Origin of the sequence: Acidihalobacter prosperus (assembly GCF_000754095.2) — a bacterium.
Lineage (GTDB): Bacteria > Pseudomonadota > Gammaproteobacteria > DSM-5130 > Acidihalobacteraceae > Acidihalobacter > Acidihalobacter prosperus.
The window spans coordinates 539612-553493 of the sequence record NZ_JQSG02000006.1; the positions used below are offsets into that span (position 1 = coordinate 539612).

Consider the following 13882-nt stretch of genomic DNA (forward strand, 5'->3'; position numbering starts at 1 on the left):
GCACCAAGTGGTTTATTTCAACACACAATAAATCCAATAATCGACTCGTAAGAGGGGACATCATGTCGGACTACCGCACTCCCGTATCTTTTCGGACCATGCCCGGGATTCGCCCATCGGCCGTACGCAGGACCGCTGGGCGCCTGCTCGGCCTAGCCTGCCTCGCCGTGCTTTTGCCGGCGGAAGGAATCGCTGCGCCGGCGGTTGACGATGATCTGGAGCTGGAAATCAATGTACTTAAACAGCGGCTCCAGCACCTCGAGGCAGCCTATCGCAAATTCCGGGCCGCCACTCCGGGTTTGCCCGCGCCTACGGATCGCGAGCTTGGGCACTTGCGCGGCAAGGGGCCTGCCCCCGACAAGGCCGTGCCAGCCGCAGCCACCACGGCACAACCGGAGGCACCTGCGGATACGGCTGGCGACGACATCAAGAAGCGCCCGGACGCCAGCAAAAGTGCCCAGGCCGTTTATCAGGAACAACATGCGCTTTTCGAGCGCAAATTCACCTTCGAACCGGGCCTGAGTTACGCCTATTCGGACCGCAATCAGATCAGCCTCAACGGTTTTCTGGCGCTCGACGCCATTTTTCTGGGTTCGGTCAGTGTCGACAAGGTCAAATCGCATAACCTGACGCTCGACCTGACCGGCCGTTATGGTCTGACTCCGAATATCCAGATGGATTTCAATATCCCATATCTCTATCGATATACGGTTTACGAATCGGCGGGGCAGGGCAGCGTCGGGACGCAGTACAGCAGCGGCAGCTCGTATCTCAACCCGCGCTTCCGCATCGGGGATGTAAACGCGGGTGTGTATTACCGCTTGCTGACCGAGACCGAATCACGCCCGGATATCGTGTGGAATTTCCGTGTCAAGGCGCCTACCGGCTCCTCGCCTTATGGCATCAAGACCATCAGGCCGCAGTCGACCAATTCGAGCCTCAACTATCCCGAGACCCTGCCCAGCGGCACCGGTACCTGGGCGTATTCGACCGGGCTGTCGCTCGTCAAGACCACGGACCCGGCGATACTGTTCGCCAATCTCGGTTATTTTTACAACCAGCCGCAGCACTTCAACGACATCAGCAGCAATCCCGGGCAGGTGGTGCCCGGTAGCGTCAAGCTGGGCGACTCGCTCCAGTATGGTCTGGGGATGGCCTTCGCGCTCAACGATACCACCAGCATGAGCTTCGGCTATACCCAGCGGGTCACTTTCCTGAGCCGCACGAAAATCGATGGGCAAAGCTGGCAGGATGTGAGCGGCAGTGAAGGCAATGCGGCCATCCTGAATATCGGCGCAACGCACGCCATCAGCAACCGGGCCTCCCTGGTGTTCGGCCTGGGTATCGGCCTGACCAACGATGCGCCCGATATTCAGGTCAGCGCGAAATTGCCTTATCAGTTCTGAAGCTGCTTTTCCCAGCCTGTCGAAGCGCCTGCGCCGCTTGAACCGCCGCGCACGCGCCTCGGCAGGCTTGCGTGCGTCCATCCGTACCTTTATGGTCCATGCATCGCGCAGGGGGACCCTGCCAAGCGGACGCCGGATTATCGCAATACTTCACGCAGCCACTCATGACCCAGCCGCTCTCCCAGGATGCATTCGATCGCCAGGTCGAGGTGCTGTTTTCGGCGCATGGGGCAGGCGCCTTTGCCGCATGCGCCGGCGCCCTGCCCGATTTCACCTTGTTCGTGGACGGCGAGCATGTCGTGGCGGAGCCCCAGGGTAGCCCACGGCATCGTTACGGCGCCTATTGCGAGCTGGAGGAGCCATTGACGGGCGAGGCGCTGGAAGTACGGGTTCGGCGCTGGCTACGCGGTGGCGAGGCTTATACTCTCTATCTCAGCATGAACGTCTGCCGCTATAGCTGCTGAGCAGGCCGATGCGCACCGGCAGGGCATGCCGGTGCGGGAAAACAGGGGGAAACCGATGGCCATTTCGACGATCGTGGTGCTGGTGCTGATCGGGGCGGGCGTGTTCTACGTCATCGCCATCTTCAATCAGCTGGTCGCGCTGAAGAACCGCTATATAAACGCCTTCGCGCAGATCGAGGTGCAGCTCAAGCGCCGTTACGATCTGATCCCCAATCTGGTGGAGACCGCCAAGGCCTATCTCAAGCATGAGCGCGAGACGCTGGAGGCGGTCATCGCGGCGCGCAACGCGGCGGCTGCGGGCCTCGCGGCGGCGCACGCGGCGCCCGGCGACGCGGCGGCGATGAGCCAGCTCGGTAACGCCGAGGGGGTGCTCGGCAGCGCGCTCGGCCGGCTCAACGTGGTGATGGAGGCCTACCCGGACCTCAAGGCCAGTCAGAACATGATGCAGCTCACCGAGGAGCTGACCAGCACCGAGAACAAGGTCGCCTTCGCGCGGCAGGCGTTTAACGATCAGGTGATGGCCTACAACACCTACCGCCAGTCCTTCCCGCAGAACATGCTGGCGACGACCTTCGGCCACCCCCGCGATGCGGCCTTGCTCGAATTCGACGACAGCGAACAGATCCAGCAGGCGCCGAAGGTCAGCTTCTGATCGCAGGCCCGTCGCGGGATGGATTTCTTCCAGGCTCAGGACGACGCCCGGCGCAGCACGCTCTGGCTGGTGCTGCTGTTCGCGCTGGCGGTGCTGGGGCTGATCCTGCTCACCAACCTCTTCGTGCTCGCCTTCGTGCTCTATGCCCACGGCGACGTGGGGCTGCTCAACCTCAAGGACGTGCTGCGCCATTACGGCTCGGGCGCCTCGGTGCTGGTGGGGCTGGGCGTGGCGGGGCTGGTCGGGCTCGGCAGCCTGTTTCGCATGGTCCAGCTCGCCGCCGGCGGCGCCGTGGTGGCCGAGTCGCTGGGCGGGCGGGTGCTGCCGGGCGACAGCGAGGGCCTCGACGAGCGCAAGGTGCTCAACGTGGTGGAGGAAATGGCCATCGCCTCGGGCATGCCGGTGCCGACCGTCTACCTGCTGGACGACGGCGCTATCAACGCCTTCGCCGCCGGCTGGACGCCGAGCGACGCGGTGATCGGCATCACGCGCGGCGCGATCCGCCAGCTCGACCGCGACGAGCTGCAGGGCGTCGTGGCGCACGAGTTCAGCCATATCCTCAACGGCGACATGCGCCTCAACATCCGTCTGGTCGGGGTGCTCGCCGGCATCCTGCTGATCGGCGAAATCGGCCAGTTCATCCTGCGCACCCTGCGGCGCGCACCACTTGCGGGCGGACGCAGAAAGGGCGCCGCGATCCCCGCGCTGTTCGTGCTCGGCCTGGGGCTGTGGGTGATCGGCTACGCCGGCACCTTCTTCGGCACCTGGATCAAGGCGCTGGTCAGCCGCCAGCGCGAATTCCTGGCGGACGCCTCGGCAGTGCAGTTCACGCGCAACCGCGCCGGCATCTCCGGGGCGCTGAAGAAGATCGGCGGTTCGATGGCCGGCTCGCTGCTGTCGAGTCCCATGGCGCCGCAGTTCAGCCATGCCTATTTCGCGCGCGGGGTGTCCGGCGGGCTGCAGTCGCTGTTCGCCAGCCATCCGCCGCTGGAGGACCGCATCCGGCGCATCCTGCCGCGTTGGGACGGCCGCTTCATCGCGCCGCCGCCCCCGCCGCCCGTGCCCGAGGAGTCGGAAAGCGCCGCAGGGAAACAGGCACGGGAGCGCGGTCGCCGCCGCGCGGTGCTGACCGGGGTGCTGGCGGGCACGCTGGGCGATCTGGTGGCGCAGACCGGTCAGCCGGACGCCGCGCAACAGGCCTATGCGCACGATCTCATCGCCGGCCTGCCGCCGCAGTTGCGCGAGGCGAGCGGCAATCCGCAGACGGCGCGCGCCGTGGTCTACGCCCTGCTGCTGGACGGCGACGCCGACGTGCTGGCCAGGCAGTGGCAGACGCTCGACGGCAAGGCGGACGACAGCGTGGCCGATCTGACGCGCCGATACCTGCCCGCGGCGGCAGGCCTCGAACGGGCGCAGCGATTGCCGCTGGTCGAGCTGAGTCTGCCATCGCTGCGCGGCCTGTCGCCGCAACAGTACGCACGCTTCCGCGGCGTGCTGAACGAACTCATGGCGGCGGACGGGCGCATCAGCCTGTGGGAATGGGTCGTGCGCCATCTGGTGCTGCGCGGGCTGGACCTGCACTTCGCCCTGCGCAAGCCGGCGCGGCAGACCTATTACGTGCTCGGTTCGGCCAAGGCCGCCTGCGAGACCGTGCTTTCGTTGATCGCGCTGGCCGAGCACGCCGACCCGTCCGAGGCGCAGCGGGCCTTCGCGGCGGGGCGGCACGCCGTCGGCGCAGGGGCGCTGCGTTTCGTGCCGCGCGACGAGCTGGACCTGAATCGACTCGACGGGGCGATGGACGAGCTCGAAAAGCTCAAGCCGCCGCTCAAGCGCCGTTTTCTCGATGCCTGCGCGGCCTGCATCGCCATGGACGGCGACGTCACCGTGGGCGGCGCCGAGCTGCTGCGCACCGTGGCCGTGGCGCTGGACTGCCCCATGCCGCCGCCGCTGCCGCTCGTCTAGAGTCGACTTTGCGCCCTCCGGCTCAGCCGTGCGCGCCGTGCACGAAGGCCCAGAGCACCACCAGCAACATCACGAGCACATACAGGCGCAGCCCCCAGAACACAGTCTCCTGCCAGGGTTTCAGCTTGATCGGGCGGACCTCCGGCAGCGGTGCGAGCCAGTTTTCCTCGCTGAGCAGATGGTGGAGTTCCTCGGGATCGAAATCGCGCAGGTGTTTCATGGCGGGGCTCCGAAGGCATGGGGAAACACGGTGGCGACCGCATAGAGCACGTTGCAGCCGATCAGCATCAGCATGATGCCGATGGCCAGGGCGTTGCGTGCCGGCGAGTTGACGTGCGCGCCCATCAGTTCGCGGTCATTGAGCAGCATCAGCAGGAACAGCATCGCGGCGGGCATGAATACGGTGGCGATGACCTGTACGCTCAGGTTGAGAAAGCCGAGCGGCAGGTGGGGAAACAGCACCACGCCAGCGGCCAGCGCCGTGCCGAGCACAGCGGGTGCGTAAAACGCCCAGGCCTGCCGGGGCGGCGCATTGAGCGAGCGCGGCAGGCCCAGTGCCTCGCCGGTGGCCCAGGCGGTGCTGGCGGTGATGACGATGGTGGCGATCAATCCAGCCTCGATCAGGCCGAGCGCGAAGAGCTTCATCGCCCAGTCCCCGAGTTTGCCCTCGATGCCGGTCAGGACCGCCGGCATGTCCAGGTTCTGCGCATTTGGCATGCCATGCAGATCCTTGGCTGCCAGGATCATCACCGCCAGGGCGACCAGCGCCATGCCGACGATGCCGAGGGCAAGATCGCGCCTGCCTGCACCAATGTCCTGGGTCAGCAAACCTTTGTCGACCACGCAGGACTGCTGGAAAAACAGCTGCCACGGGGCGATGGTGGTGCCGATGTTCGCCGACAGCAGCACGAGGAAGGTCGCCGACAGCAGGCCGCCCGGAACTGCCCAGCCGGCGCCCACGAAGCTGCGCGCCACGGCGCCCCAGTCGGGATGGGCGGCGATGGCGAGCGGGATGAATACCAGGTTGAAGGCGGCGATGAACAGCGCGATCCGCTCCCAGGTCCAGTAGCGCAGAAACACCAGCACGAAGCTGACGAAGGCCAACGCGGCGGGCACCGTGATCCAGGCGGATAGCCCGAAGACCTGGCCGCCGACGCGGATGCCGATGAACTCGGTCATCAGGGTGAGCACGTTGGCGATAATCAGATCGACCAGGGAGAAGATGCCCCAGAAGGGGCCGTAGCGCTTCCAGATCAGTTCGGCGTGCCCGCGGCGGGTGACCGCGCCGAGGCGTACGGTCATTTCCTGTACCACATAGGCGATCAGGCCCAGCAGCAGCGTCAGCGGCAGAAAGATGCCGAGGCCGTAGGCGGCGCCGGTCTGCGCGTAGGTGATCACGCCGCCGGCGTCGTTGTCCCCGAGCATGACGAGCACGCCGGGGCCGACCAGCGCAAGCGCAAGCGCAAGCCGTTTGCGCAACGTGCGCGGACCGCGTCGCAGTGCCTGCAGATTGAGTCGGTCGCGCACGCGCTCTTCCATGCCTTCGGGGATGTCGGGGCACTTGGGGCAGAGGTCGCGCAGCATGGTGCGGGTTTCCACGCTCATGGTCAGCACTCCCTCGAGTGTGTGTGGATACATGCAACCATGCGGCAGGCGGGGCGGAACAAGCGGCCGCCTGGCGGCATCGCCGCCCCATCGAGGTGGTAAGCGGGCATCGGGCTCTCCATCGGGTTGCGCAGGGCGACAGCGCTACGCCCGACAGTGGGACCCGCTCTGGTAGGGACCCACTGTCGGCGTGTATCGGTGTCGGTATTGGCGGATGGCCGAAAGGGCCAAGTGCCGCCGCCTGCCCGGGGGGCGGCAGGCTCGGATGGGGAGATGAGCGGGCGCCGGCCCTCAGGCGTAACGTATGTGGCTACAGCTACTGTCCATCGAGGGGGGCATACCTCCGCGCGATCAGCGCGCGGAGGCGCCGGGCGAAGGTTTTTTACGCCTGACCTCGGGGTACGTCAAGCGCAATCTCGGGTAAAACAGCCAGATCGACCATCACCCTGGCGCGGCCTGGGAGGCGGCCGTACCGGCGTTGCCGTGGCTGCCGATTGTGGCGGTGCGATCCGACGCGAAATTCAGAGCTGGGTCATCCGACGGATGAAAGCTCAGCCTGTCCGGAAGGCGGATTTCACGTCCACGGTTTGCCGGGTCGGATAGACAGCCGGGCCGAACTGCGTGTAGACCGCGACATCGGCCGCGTCGCGTCCGTATCCGATGGCGACGTAACCGCCGCGCAGTGTCGGTTGGGTCGGGTCGAAGGCATACCAGCGCCCGCCGACATAGGCTTCGAACCAGGCGTGCAGATCCATCGGCTCCAGCCCATGCAGGTAGCCGACGACCATGCGGGCGGGAATGCTGATGCTGCGGCACAGCGCGATACCGAGGTGCGCCAGATCACGGCATACGCCGTATTGCCGCGTGTTCACCTCGACCGCCGACAGCGGCTGTTCGCTGCTGCCCGGTAGGTAGCGGATCGACGCGCGTAGCCAGCCCTCGATCGCCGCCGCTTGATCGTAGCCGGGGAGATGCCCGGCGGTCAGTTCGGCGGCCATGAGGCCGAAGCGATCCGATTCGCAGTACCGGCTGGGCAGCAGATAGACGAGCGCGTCGTCCGGCAGGTGCTGGATTTCAACGAAGGGCGCAGCGGGTGCGCGATCCAGCCGATCGGCGGTTTTGACCTCGGCGGCGGTATGGATCGAGAAGTCTCCTGGCGGGGCGACCAGGCGCTGGCACAGGTTGCCGTAGCCGTCCGTGAATTCGAACACGGGCGTATGCGGCGTGAGCCGGTATTCCTCGCGCGCGATCCACTGCTGCGCGCCGCTGCGCGGCCGCAGCATCAGGACGAAGGGCGTCGGCAGGTTGATGTCGAACGCCAGGTCAAAGCTTGTGTTGAGCCACATGGCGACGTTCCGGCGGCGTAGGGGGCGTCAGTGAAACACCCGGGCCGGCACCATGCAATGGATAGGCGCCCGTCTGTGCCCGGCGGCCAGCGGATCTTGCACGGGAACCGATGCCGCTTTCCGCAATCAGACAGTGACGGACCACCGCCATGTTCGGCGTACAATGCGGACCCCACGCGTGCGGGGCCGCCCGGACACGTGGCGGAAGCCCGACAATTCACATGGAAACAGGGAGTTAATCATGGGTGAAATGATCAGCTACAAACGGCCCGACGGCGGGGACTCGAAGGCCTATCTCGTCGAGCCGGCGCAGGGCAGCCGTGCCCCGGGGATCGTCGTCATCCAGGAATGGTGGGGCCTCAACGACCAGATCAAGGGTGTGGCGGAGAAGCTCGCGGCAGCCGGTTATCGCGCTCTGGTGCCCGATCTCTATCGCGGAGAAGTGGCGCTGGAGGCGAACGAGGCCGAGCATCTGATGAACGGCCTGGATTTCGCCGACGCCGCGAGCCAGGACATCCGCGGCGCGGTGCAGCATCTCAAGGCCACGGGCAGCGTCAAGGCCGGCGTCACGGGTTACTGCATGGGCGGTGCGCTGACCGTGCTCGCGTCGGTATTCGTGCCGGAGAGCGACGCCAATGCCACTTGGTATGGCTACCCCCCGCTCGACTTCGTCGATGCCGGCAAGATCAAGGCGCCGCTGCTCGGCCACTGGGCGACGCAGGACCAGTTCTTCGCCATCGACGGCGTCGACGCGTTGGAGGCCAAGCTCAAGGAGGCCGGCGTCGGCTACGAATTCCATCGCTACGACGCCAAGCACGCTTTCGCCAACGAGGAGGCCGATTCCAAGAATCTGCCGCCACTCGGCTACAACCCCGAAGCGGCCGAGCTTGCCTGGACCCGCACGCTAGCCTTCTTCGGCAAGCATCTCTGAGGGGGCTCAGTTGAGGACTGCGGCGGTAGCGCGGCCGCGGTCCTCTCATCTTACGGGTGCCCATGTCCATCCGCTGCTGCGACGGCTCCCATGCCAGTGCTGTAGTGCCTGAATGCTCGCGGCGAAGCTACCGAATCCGGCCGCTACCAGGCGGACGATAGACCGTCTCGGACCTACCGCGAAAATACCGGCAGCTAAGATGAAGCGTCCTCGCGCAGGATCTGCGCGAGGCGGCGGACGCCGGGGCCGGCCAGGTCCGGTTCGGCCAGTACCAGATAGAGCGCCGCCGTGCCTTCCGCGCCCTCGCGTAACGGCAGCGCTTTGAGCGTGCCGCGGGCGAGTTCGTCGCGAATGTGCTCGACGGGCAGCCAGGCAAAGCCATGGCCCTGGCGTACCGCCTCGATGGAGGTGGACAGGTGGCCGACCGTCCAGCGTTGTTCGACCTCCACCGTCAGGTAGTCGCGCAGTCCTCGGTTGCCGCCGGAATCGCGCACGACCAGATGCAGGTGCGCGCGCAGGTCGCGCGGCGTCAGCGCGCGACCAAGGCGATGCAGGGGGTGATCCGGATGGGCGACGGCCAGCGTGCGCATGCGCAGCAGCGGGTCGCCGTGGAAGCCGGGCGGCACGCGCGGCGCGATGGCCAGATCGGCCTGGCGTTTCTGCAAGGCCTGCGCGGTGCCGTCGAGCACGGATTCGATGACCTCGATGCGGGTGCGCGGGCTCTCGCTGCGGAACCTTGCCAGGCAGGTCAACAGGCGGCGAGGCGGATAGACGATCTCGGTGGCCAGGCGGATTTCGGCTTCCCAGCCGGCCGACAGCGAGCGTGCCGCACGCTCCAGTTCGCCGGCCTCGCCGACCAGGGCGGTGGCGCGGCGATAGAGCATCTGCCCGGTATCGGTCAGCACGGCCTTGCGCCCCTGTATCTCGAACGCCTTGACCCCGAGCTGGGTCTCGATCTTCTGCACTGCATAGGTGACCGCGGACTGGCTCTTGTGCAGGGCGGCCGCGGCCTGCGCGTAGCCGCCGGCGTCGACCACGGCGAGCAGGGTGCGCCAGTGTTCCAGGGAGATGTGCGGCGTCGTGATTGTCATATCAATTTATTGGATCTTTTTTAGCAGAATTTTGTATTTTCATATTGTCTGTATAGATCATTCAATAGGCCTCTGACAATTTCACCGGAGGCGCCATCGCCATGAAAAAGCTTCTGCAGATCAATACCAGCCTGTTTTCCAGCGACGGGCAGTCCAGTCGTCTTGCCGATACCTTTGTGGCCACCTGGCGCGCGCGTCACCCCGATACGACGCTGGCCGTGCGCGATCTCGCCCGCGAGCCGGTGCCGCACCTGGATGCCGAGCGTTTCAAGGCCTTCATCACGGCGCCGGCCGAGCGTACGCCGCAGCAGGCGGCGTTGGCCGAGCATGCCGATGAACTGATTCGCGAACTGCAGGAGGCCGATGTGGTGGTCCTGGGACTGCCGATGTACAACTTCGGCGTGCCCTCGACGCTGAAGGCGTATTTCGACCACGTCGCCCGTGCCGGCGTAACCTTCCGTTACACCGAGCAGGGGCCGGAAGGTCTGTTGCGGGACAAGCAGGTTTACGTGCTGGCCGCGCGCGGCGGGTTTTATGTCGGCACGCCGCTGGACAGCCAGACGGGGTACGTGCGCGATTTCTTCGGCTTCCTGGGCATGAAGGATGTCGAGTTCGTGTATGCCGAGGGGCTGAACATCGATGACGACAGCCGCGAAGCCGGACTCAACGCGGCGCGCGAGCGCTTCGATGCGCTGGTTGCCTGAGCGCCAGGGCGGTTGCCGATGCCGTCTCCCGTGCGGGGGGCGGCCGCCCGGGCCCGCCTTCAGCGCAGCTGGCTGTCCTTGCTGCCGCGGCGGTTGTAGCCGCTGAACACGCCGGACTCGCTGTCGTGCGTCTCCTGGCAGGCGACGCACAGGCGGACGCCGGGAATCGCCCGGCGCCGGGCGGGCGGAATGGGCTCGCCGCATTCGGCGCAGTGGCTCAGACCCTCGCCCTGCGGCATCCGGCTACGCGCCTGCCGCAGCGCATCCTGCACCGTGGCGTCGATCTGGTCCTGTACCGCGCCGTCCTTCGCCCATCCGCTTGCCATCATGCCGCCCTCGTCCGGTTTCCCTTCCGCTCAAGATAGGGACGCGCCGCAGTCGCGACAAGGGCGTTATCGGTCGACCGTGGCCATCAGGCGTTCGTTGTAGCGTTCGCCGGCGATACGGCCGGGGGCGAGCGCCTCGTCGAGCGTCTGCAGCTGCGCCGCATCGAGTGCGAGGTCGGCGGCGGCGAGGTTTTCCTCCAGATAGCTGCGGCGTTTGGTGCCCGGGATGGGCACGATGTCGTCGCCCTGGCGCAGCAGCCAGGCGAGCGCCACCTGCGCCGGCGTGGCGCCAAGAGTCTCGGCGATCTCGCGCACCGTCGCGGCCGCGCGCAGGTTGGCGTCGTAGTGCTCGCCCTGGTAGCGCGGGTCGTTGTGGCGAAAGTCGGTCTCCGGGTATTCCTCGGCACGCTTGACCGCGCCGGTGAGAAAACCGCGGCCCAGCGGGGCGAAGGGCACGAGGCCGATGCCGAGCTCGCGCAGCAACGGGACGATCTCGGTCTCCAGATTGCGTTCCCACAGCGAGTATTCGCTCTGCAGCGCGCTGACCGGGTGGACGGCATGGGCGCGGCGGATGTTCGCGGCACCGGCCTCGGACAGGCCGAAGAAGCGCACCTTGCCCTCGCGCACCAGCTCGCCGACGGTGCCGGCCACGTCCTCCATCGGCACGTTGCGGTCGACGCGGTGCTGGTAGAGCAGGTCGATGTGATCGGTGCGCAGGCGTCGCAGCGAGCCTTCCACCGCCTCGCGGATATGCTCGGGCCGGCTGTCGGTGCCGGTCATTTTTCCTTGCTCGATGCGGAAGCCGAACTTGGTGGCGATCACGACCTTGTCGCGCCGCCCGGCCAGCGCACGGCCGAGCAGTTCCTCGTTGGCGAAGGGACCGTAGACCTCGGCGGTGTCGAGGAAGGTGCAGCCGAGGTCGATGGCGCGATGCAGGGTGGCGACGGACTCGGCCTCGTCGGCGGGGCCGTAGGACTGGCTCATGCCCATGCAGCCGAGCCCGATCATGGAGACCTCCAAACCCTTTGTGCCTAGTTTGCGTGTATTCATGCGAGTGCGGTGCCTCCGGCGTTGGGTGCTGTCGAACAGGGGAAGGCGCGCGATCCTGCGTCACATGGCAGGGGCGTTAGAATTGTAAGATGCGGGCGTGTCGACAGCGAGCGCTGCGGCCGGCCCGTCGTCGGGAGCAGAGGGGATGCGGCATCGGCGCGCGAAGGACGCGGGCAGGGCGGGTGAGCGGCTGGGCCGAGGCCGATGTCCACGCTCGAAAGGTGGTTTATCGGGCGTTGGGCGGCGGCGGGTATATGATCCGCTCCCGAGCGGCGTGACCGCGTGGGGATGCGGGGCGCAGCCCGCCTTTGATCCACATCGCGCGGCGGCTGCCGCTGGGCAGGCGCAGCACCTAAGAAAGATCGGCAGGAAATCATGCAAACAACAAAAATCAAGCAAAGCAGAATTCTGCTGATCGCCCGACTGATTCTGATTCTGGCAACGGCAGCCGTGGGCGCCGCGGTATTTTTCGTGATGAAGAATGCCGGAGAAAATCAGTTGATCACGAGTCTGCGTTCCGATCTGGAGAGTATCGTTGCGCTGGAGCTGGCCACGATCGAGCACGGCATGGAGAAAACCTCGACCATCGCCACGCGTCCCTTCCTGATCCGGCAGATCGAAACGGTGAATGCCGAGCCTGACAACGCCGCGGCGCGCGCGGCCCTGCAACGTGGAGCGGATTCGTTTCTCATGACGGGGCCCTCGGCCATTTCCATGTTCGACCGCGCGGGCAGGGAGGTTGCGCACGCCGGACATTTTGTGGGCAACCCGGAAGTGAGCGCGCCCATTCAATTGCACGACGAGGCGCGATTGCTGTATCGAGGAGGTTATTACCTGCGTTCGACCAAACGCGTGTGGCACGACGGCCTGATGATCGGGAAGGTGATCACGGAGATCCCATTGCCTACGCTGGATCGTCTTTTCCGGTCCGTTGGCCTGCGCGGGGAAACGGCCGAGCTGGCCATGTGCGCGCCTGCCGGCGAACACGGCATGCACTGCTTCCCTTCGACGCTGTCCCATCGCGCGCTCGATCTTTCGACGACCACCTCCTCCGGCATGCCGCTGCCGATGACGTATGCCCTGCGCGGCGAGTCCGGCGCGATCGTCACGCGCGACTATCGTCATCGCGAGGTGGTCGCGGCCTATCGCCCGGTCGGGCGCCTGGGGCTTGGCATGGTGCTGAAAATCGACAGTCGTGAGCTGTACGCGCCGATCTGGCGGCAACTTCGCTATGTGTTGCCTCTCCTCGGTATCGTGCTGGCGATCGCATTGCTGTCGTTGCGCTGGCTGTTCACGCCATTGGTGGCCGAACTGGTGCGATCCGAGCGCGAGACGCACGAGGCGAACGAGCGCCTGCGTGAAAGCGAGGGCCAGGTGCGGACCCTTGTGGAGAGTGTCAACGAGGGCATCGTCGTGATTTCCGAGAACGGTACCATCAAACTCTTCAATCCCGGTGCCGAGAAGATGTTCGGCCATCGCGGCGAGGACATGCTCGGCAGGAACGTCTCCATGCTCATGCCGGAGCCTTTCCGCAGCGAGCATGACGAATATCTTGCGCGTTACTGGCGTACCGGCGAGGCGCATGTGATCGGGCGCCCGAGGGAGGTGAAGGCCTGCCGTCGGGACGGCAGCCTGTTCAACGTCGAGCTTCGCGTGTCATTGCTTGAACGAGGCGGTGCCAACCGGGGGTTCATCGGCATCCTGCAGGATATTTCGGAGCGCAAGGCCATCGAGGCGCAAATGGCGCATTTCGCCAACTACGACGCGCTGACGAATCTGGCCAACCGTCGGCTGGTGCAGGATCGGATCGAACAGGCGATCGCGCATGCGCGGCGCGCGCACGACTGCTTCGCGATACTGTTCATCGATCTCGATAAATTCAAGTCCGTCAACGACCGCCTCGGGCACGACATCGGCGACCAGCTGCTACGGGCCGTTGCCCGGCGTCTGAGCGCCTGCCTGCGCGAGGAGGATACGGTAGGACGACAGGGCGGCGACGAATTCATCGCCTTGCTGGCGAGACTGGAGCAGCCGGAGGATGCCGCCGCCGTGGCGGAAAAGATCGTCGAGGCGCTGTCTGCCCCTTTCGATATCGGAGCGCACGCGCTGCATATCAGCGCAAGCATCGGCATCGCCATCTACCCCAACGACGGCGCCGATTTCGAGACATTGATCAGACACAGCGACACGGCCATGTATCGGGCCAAGCAGTCGCAGGATCGGCGTTTCCGGTTCTTTGATCAGGCGTCCGCCGGAGAAACCGAAGACGATCCCGGGAACTGATGCGTTTCGGCCGACCGTTCGGCCGGGTACGACAACCGAGCGTCCACCGGTCGGGCCATCCC

The 13882-nt window shown here is 65.9% G+C and carries 13 protein-coding genes; 7 read left to right on the forward strand and 6 right to left on the reverse strand.

Annotation, left to right across the window (positions count from 1 at the left end; all coding sequences use genetic code 11):
* Positions 1–62: 62 nt before the first annotated feature.
* From THPRO_RS13320 to THPRO_RS13335, 4 genes are all read left to right on the forward strand, one after another.
* A complete protein-coding gene (locus THPRO_RS13320) occupies positions 63–1406 on the forward strand; it encodes a transporter family protein (RefSeq protein WP_145930866.1) in 1344 nt (447 codons plus the stop codon).
* 164 nt (positions 1407–1570) lie between these two features.
* Positions 1571–1870, forward strand: a complete 300-nt coding sequence (locus THPRO_RS13325) for a hypothetical protein (RefSeq protein WP_038093938.1) — start codon at positions 1571–1573, stop codon at positions 1868–1870.
* Positions 1871–1925: 55 nt separating this feature from the next.
* Positions 1926–2522: a LemA family protein gene (locus THPRO_RS13330; protein ID WP_038093941.1), complete on the forward strand. Its 597-nt coding sequence runs from the start codon at positions 1926–1928 to the stop codon at positions 2520–2522.
* A gap of 18 nt (positions 2523–2540) precedes the next feature.
* Complete coding sequence (locus tag THPRO_RS13335; RefSeq protein WP_038093943.1) at positions 2541–4484, forward strand: M48 family metallopeptidase; 1944 nt, start codon at positions 2541–2543, stop codon at positions 4482–4484.
* A 22-nt stretch (positions 4485–4506) separates the two neighbouring features.
* On the opposite strand, the gene THPRO_RS13340 is transcribed toward THPRO_RS13335, so the two are convergent.
* From THPRO_RS13340 to THPRO_RS13350, 3 genes are all read right to left on the reverse strand, one after another.
* Entirely contained in the window at positions 4507–4704 is a 198-nt protein-coding gene (locus THPRO_RS13340) for a hypothetical protein (RefSeq protein ID WP_038093947.1), read from the reverse strand.
* Complete coding sequence (locus tag THPRO_RS13345; protein WP_038093967.1) at positions 4701–6089, reverse strand: NRAMP family divalent metal transporter; 1389 nt, start codon at positions 6087–6089, stop codon at positions 4701–4703. Before THPRO_RS13345 ends, THPRO_RS13340 begins: the two co-directional genes overlap by 4 nt.
* 551 nt (positions 6090–6640) lie before the next feature.
* A complete protein-coding gene (locus tag THPRO_RS13350; RefSeq protein ID WP_038093950.1) occupies positions 6641–7435 on the reverse strand; it encodes a transglutaminase-like domain-containing protein in 795 nt (264 codons plus the stop codon).
* A gap of 241 nt (positions 7436–7676) precedes the next feature.
* On the opposite strand from THPRO_RS13350, the gene THPRO_RS13355 reads away from it, so the two are divergent.
* Positions 7677–8366 (forward strand): dienelactone hydrolase family protein, encoded by a 690-nt coding sequence (locus THPRO_RS13355; RefSeq protein WP_038093952.1) that lies wholly within the window; start codon positions 7677–7679, stop codon positions 8364–8366.
* 194 nt (positions 8367–8560) lie between these two features.
* On the opposite strand, the gene THPRO_RS13360 is transcribed toward THPRO_RS13355, so the two are convergent.
* Positions 8561–9457 carry a LysR family transcriptional regulator gene (locus THPRO_RS13360; protein WP_038093956.1) on the reverse strand — a complete coding sequence of 299 codons (897 nt, stop codon included), beginning with the start codon at positions 9455–9457 and terminating at the stop codon, positions 8561–8563.
* A gap of 101 nt (positions 9458–9558) precedes the next feature.
* On the opposite strand from THPRO_RS13360, the gene THPRO_RS13365 reads away from it, so the two are divergent.
* The gene (locus THPRO_RS13365; protein WP_065089740.1) at positions 9559–10161 is read left to right on the forward strand and encodes an FMN-dependent NADH-azoreductase; all 603 of its coding nucleotides are present in this window, start codon (positions 9559–9561) and stop codon (positions 10159–10161) included.
* A gap of 59 nt (positions 10162–10220) precedes the next feature.
* Here the strand turns inward: THPRO_RS13365 and THPRO_RS13370 are convergent, their stop codons facing one another.
* Both THPRO_RS13370 and THPRO_RS13375 read right to left on the reverse strand, forming a co-directional pair.
* A complete protein-coding gene (locus THPRO_RS13370; RefSeq protein ID WP_038093970.1) occupies positions 10221–10487 on the reverse strand; it encodes a DksA/TraR family C4-type zinc finger protein in 267 nt (88 codons plus the stop codon).
* A gap of 66 nt (positions 10488–10553) precedes the next feature.
* A complete protein-coding gene (locus THPRO_RS13375; RefSeq protein WP_038093959.1) occupies positions 10554–11537 on the reverse strand; it encodes an aldo/keto reductase in 984 nt (327 codons plus the stop codon).
* Between the two features lie 375 nt (positions 11538–11912).
* Here THPRO_RS13375 and THPRO_RS17445 point away from each other — a divergent pair, with 375 nt between their 5' ends.
* Positions 11913–13820, forward strand: coding sequence for a diguanylate cyclase domain-containing protein (locus THPRO_RS17445; protein ID WP_052064727.1), 1908 nt, complete (start codon positions 11913–11915; stop codon positions 13818–13820).
* Positions 13821–13882 lie beyond the last annotated feature (62 nt).

What these genes read in the sequence shown, in the direction of transcription:
- THPRO_RS13320 (WP_145930866.1), top strand. Translation starts at nt 63, where the DNA reads ATGTCGGACTACCGCACTCCCGTATCTTTTCGGACCATGCCCGGGATT.
- THPRO_RS13325 (WP_038093938.1), top strand. Translation starts at nt 1,571, where the DNA reads ATGACCCAGCCGCTCTCCCAGGATGCATTCGATCGCCAGGTCGAGGTG.
- THPRO_RS13330 (WP_038093941.1), top strand. Translation starts at nt 1,926, where the DNA reads ATGGCCATTTCGACGATCGTGGTGCTGGTGCTGATCGGGGCGGGCGTG.
- THPRO_RS13335 (WP_038093943.1), top strand. Translation starts at nt 2,541, where the DNA reads ATGGATTTCTTCCAGGCTCAGGACGACGCCCGGCGCAGCACGCTCTGG.
- THPRO_RS13340 (WP_038093947.1), bottom strand. Translation starts at nt 4,704, where the DNA reads ATGAAACACCTGCGCGATTTCGATCCCGAGGAACTCCACCATCTGCTC.
- THPRO_RS13345 (WP_038093967.1), bottom strand. Translation starts at nt 6,089, where the DNA reads ATGAGCGTGGAAACCCGCACCATGCTGCGCGACCTCTGCCCCAAGTGC.
- THPRO_RS13350 (WP_038093950.1), bottom strand. Translation starts at nt 7,435, where the DNA reads ATGTGGCTCAACACAAGCTTTGACCTGGCGTTCGACATCAACCTGCCG.
- THPRO_RS13355 (WP_038093952.1), top strand. Translation starts at nt 7,677, where the DNA reads ATGGGTGAAATGATCAGCTACAAACGGCCCGACGGCGGGGACTCGAAG.
- THPRO_RS13360 (WP_038093956.1), bottom strand. Translation starts at nt 9,457, where the DNA reads ATGACAATCACGACGCCGCACATCTCCCTGGAACACTGGCGCACCCTG.
- THPRO_RS13365 (WP_065089740.1), top strand. Translation starts at nt 9,559, where the DNA reads ATGAAAAAGCTTCTGCAGATCAATACCAGCCTGTTTTCCAGCGACGGG.
- THPRO_RS13370 (WP_038093970.1), bottom strand. Translation starts at nt 10,487, where the DNA reads ATGGCAAGCGGATGGGCGAAGGACGGCGCGGTACAGGACCAGATCGAC.
- THPRO_RS13375 (WP_038093959.1), bottom strand. Translation starts at nt 11,537, where the DNA reads ATGAATACACGCAAACTAGGCACAAAGGGTTTGGAGGTCTCCATGATC.
- THPRO_RS17445 (WP_052064727.1), top strand. Translation starts at nt 11,913, where the DNA reads ATGCAAACAACAAAAATCAAGCAAAGCAGAATTCTGCTGATCGCCCGA.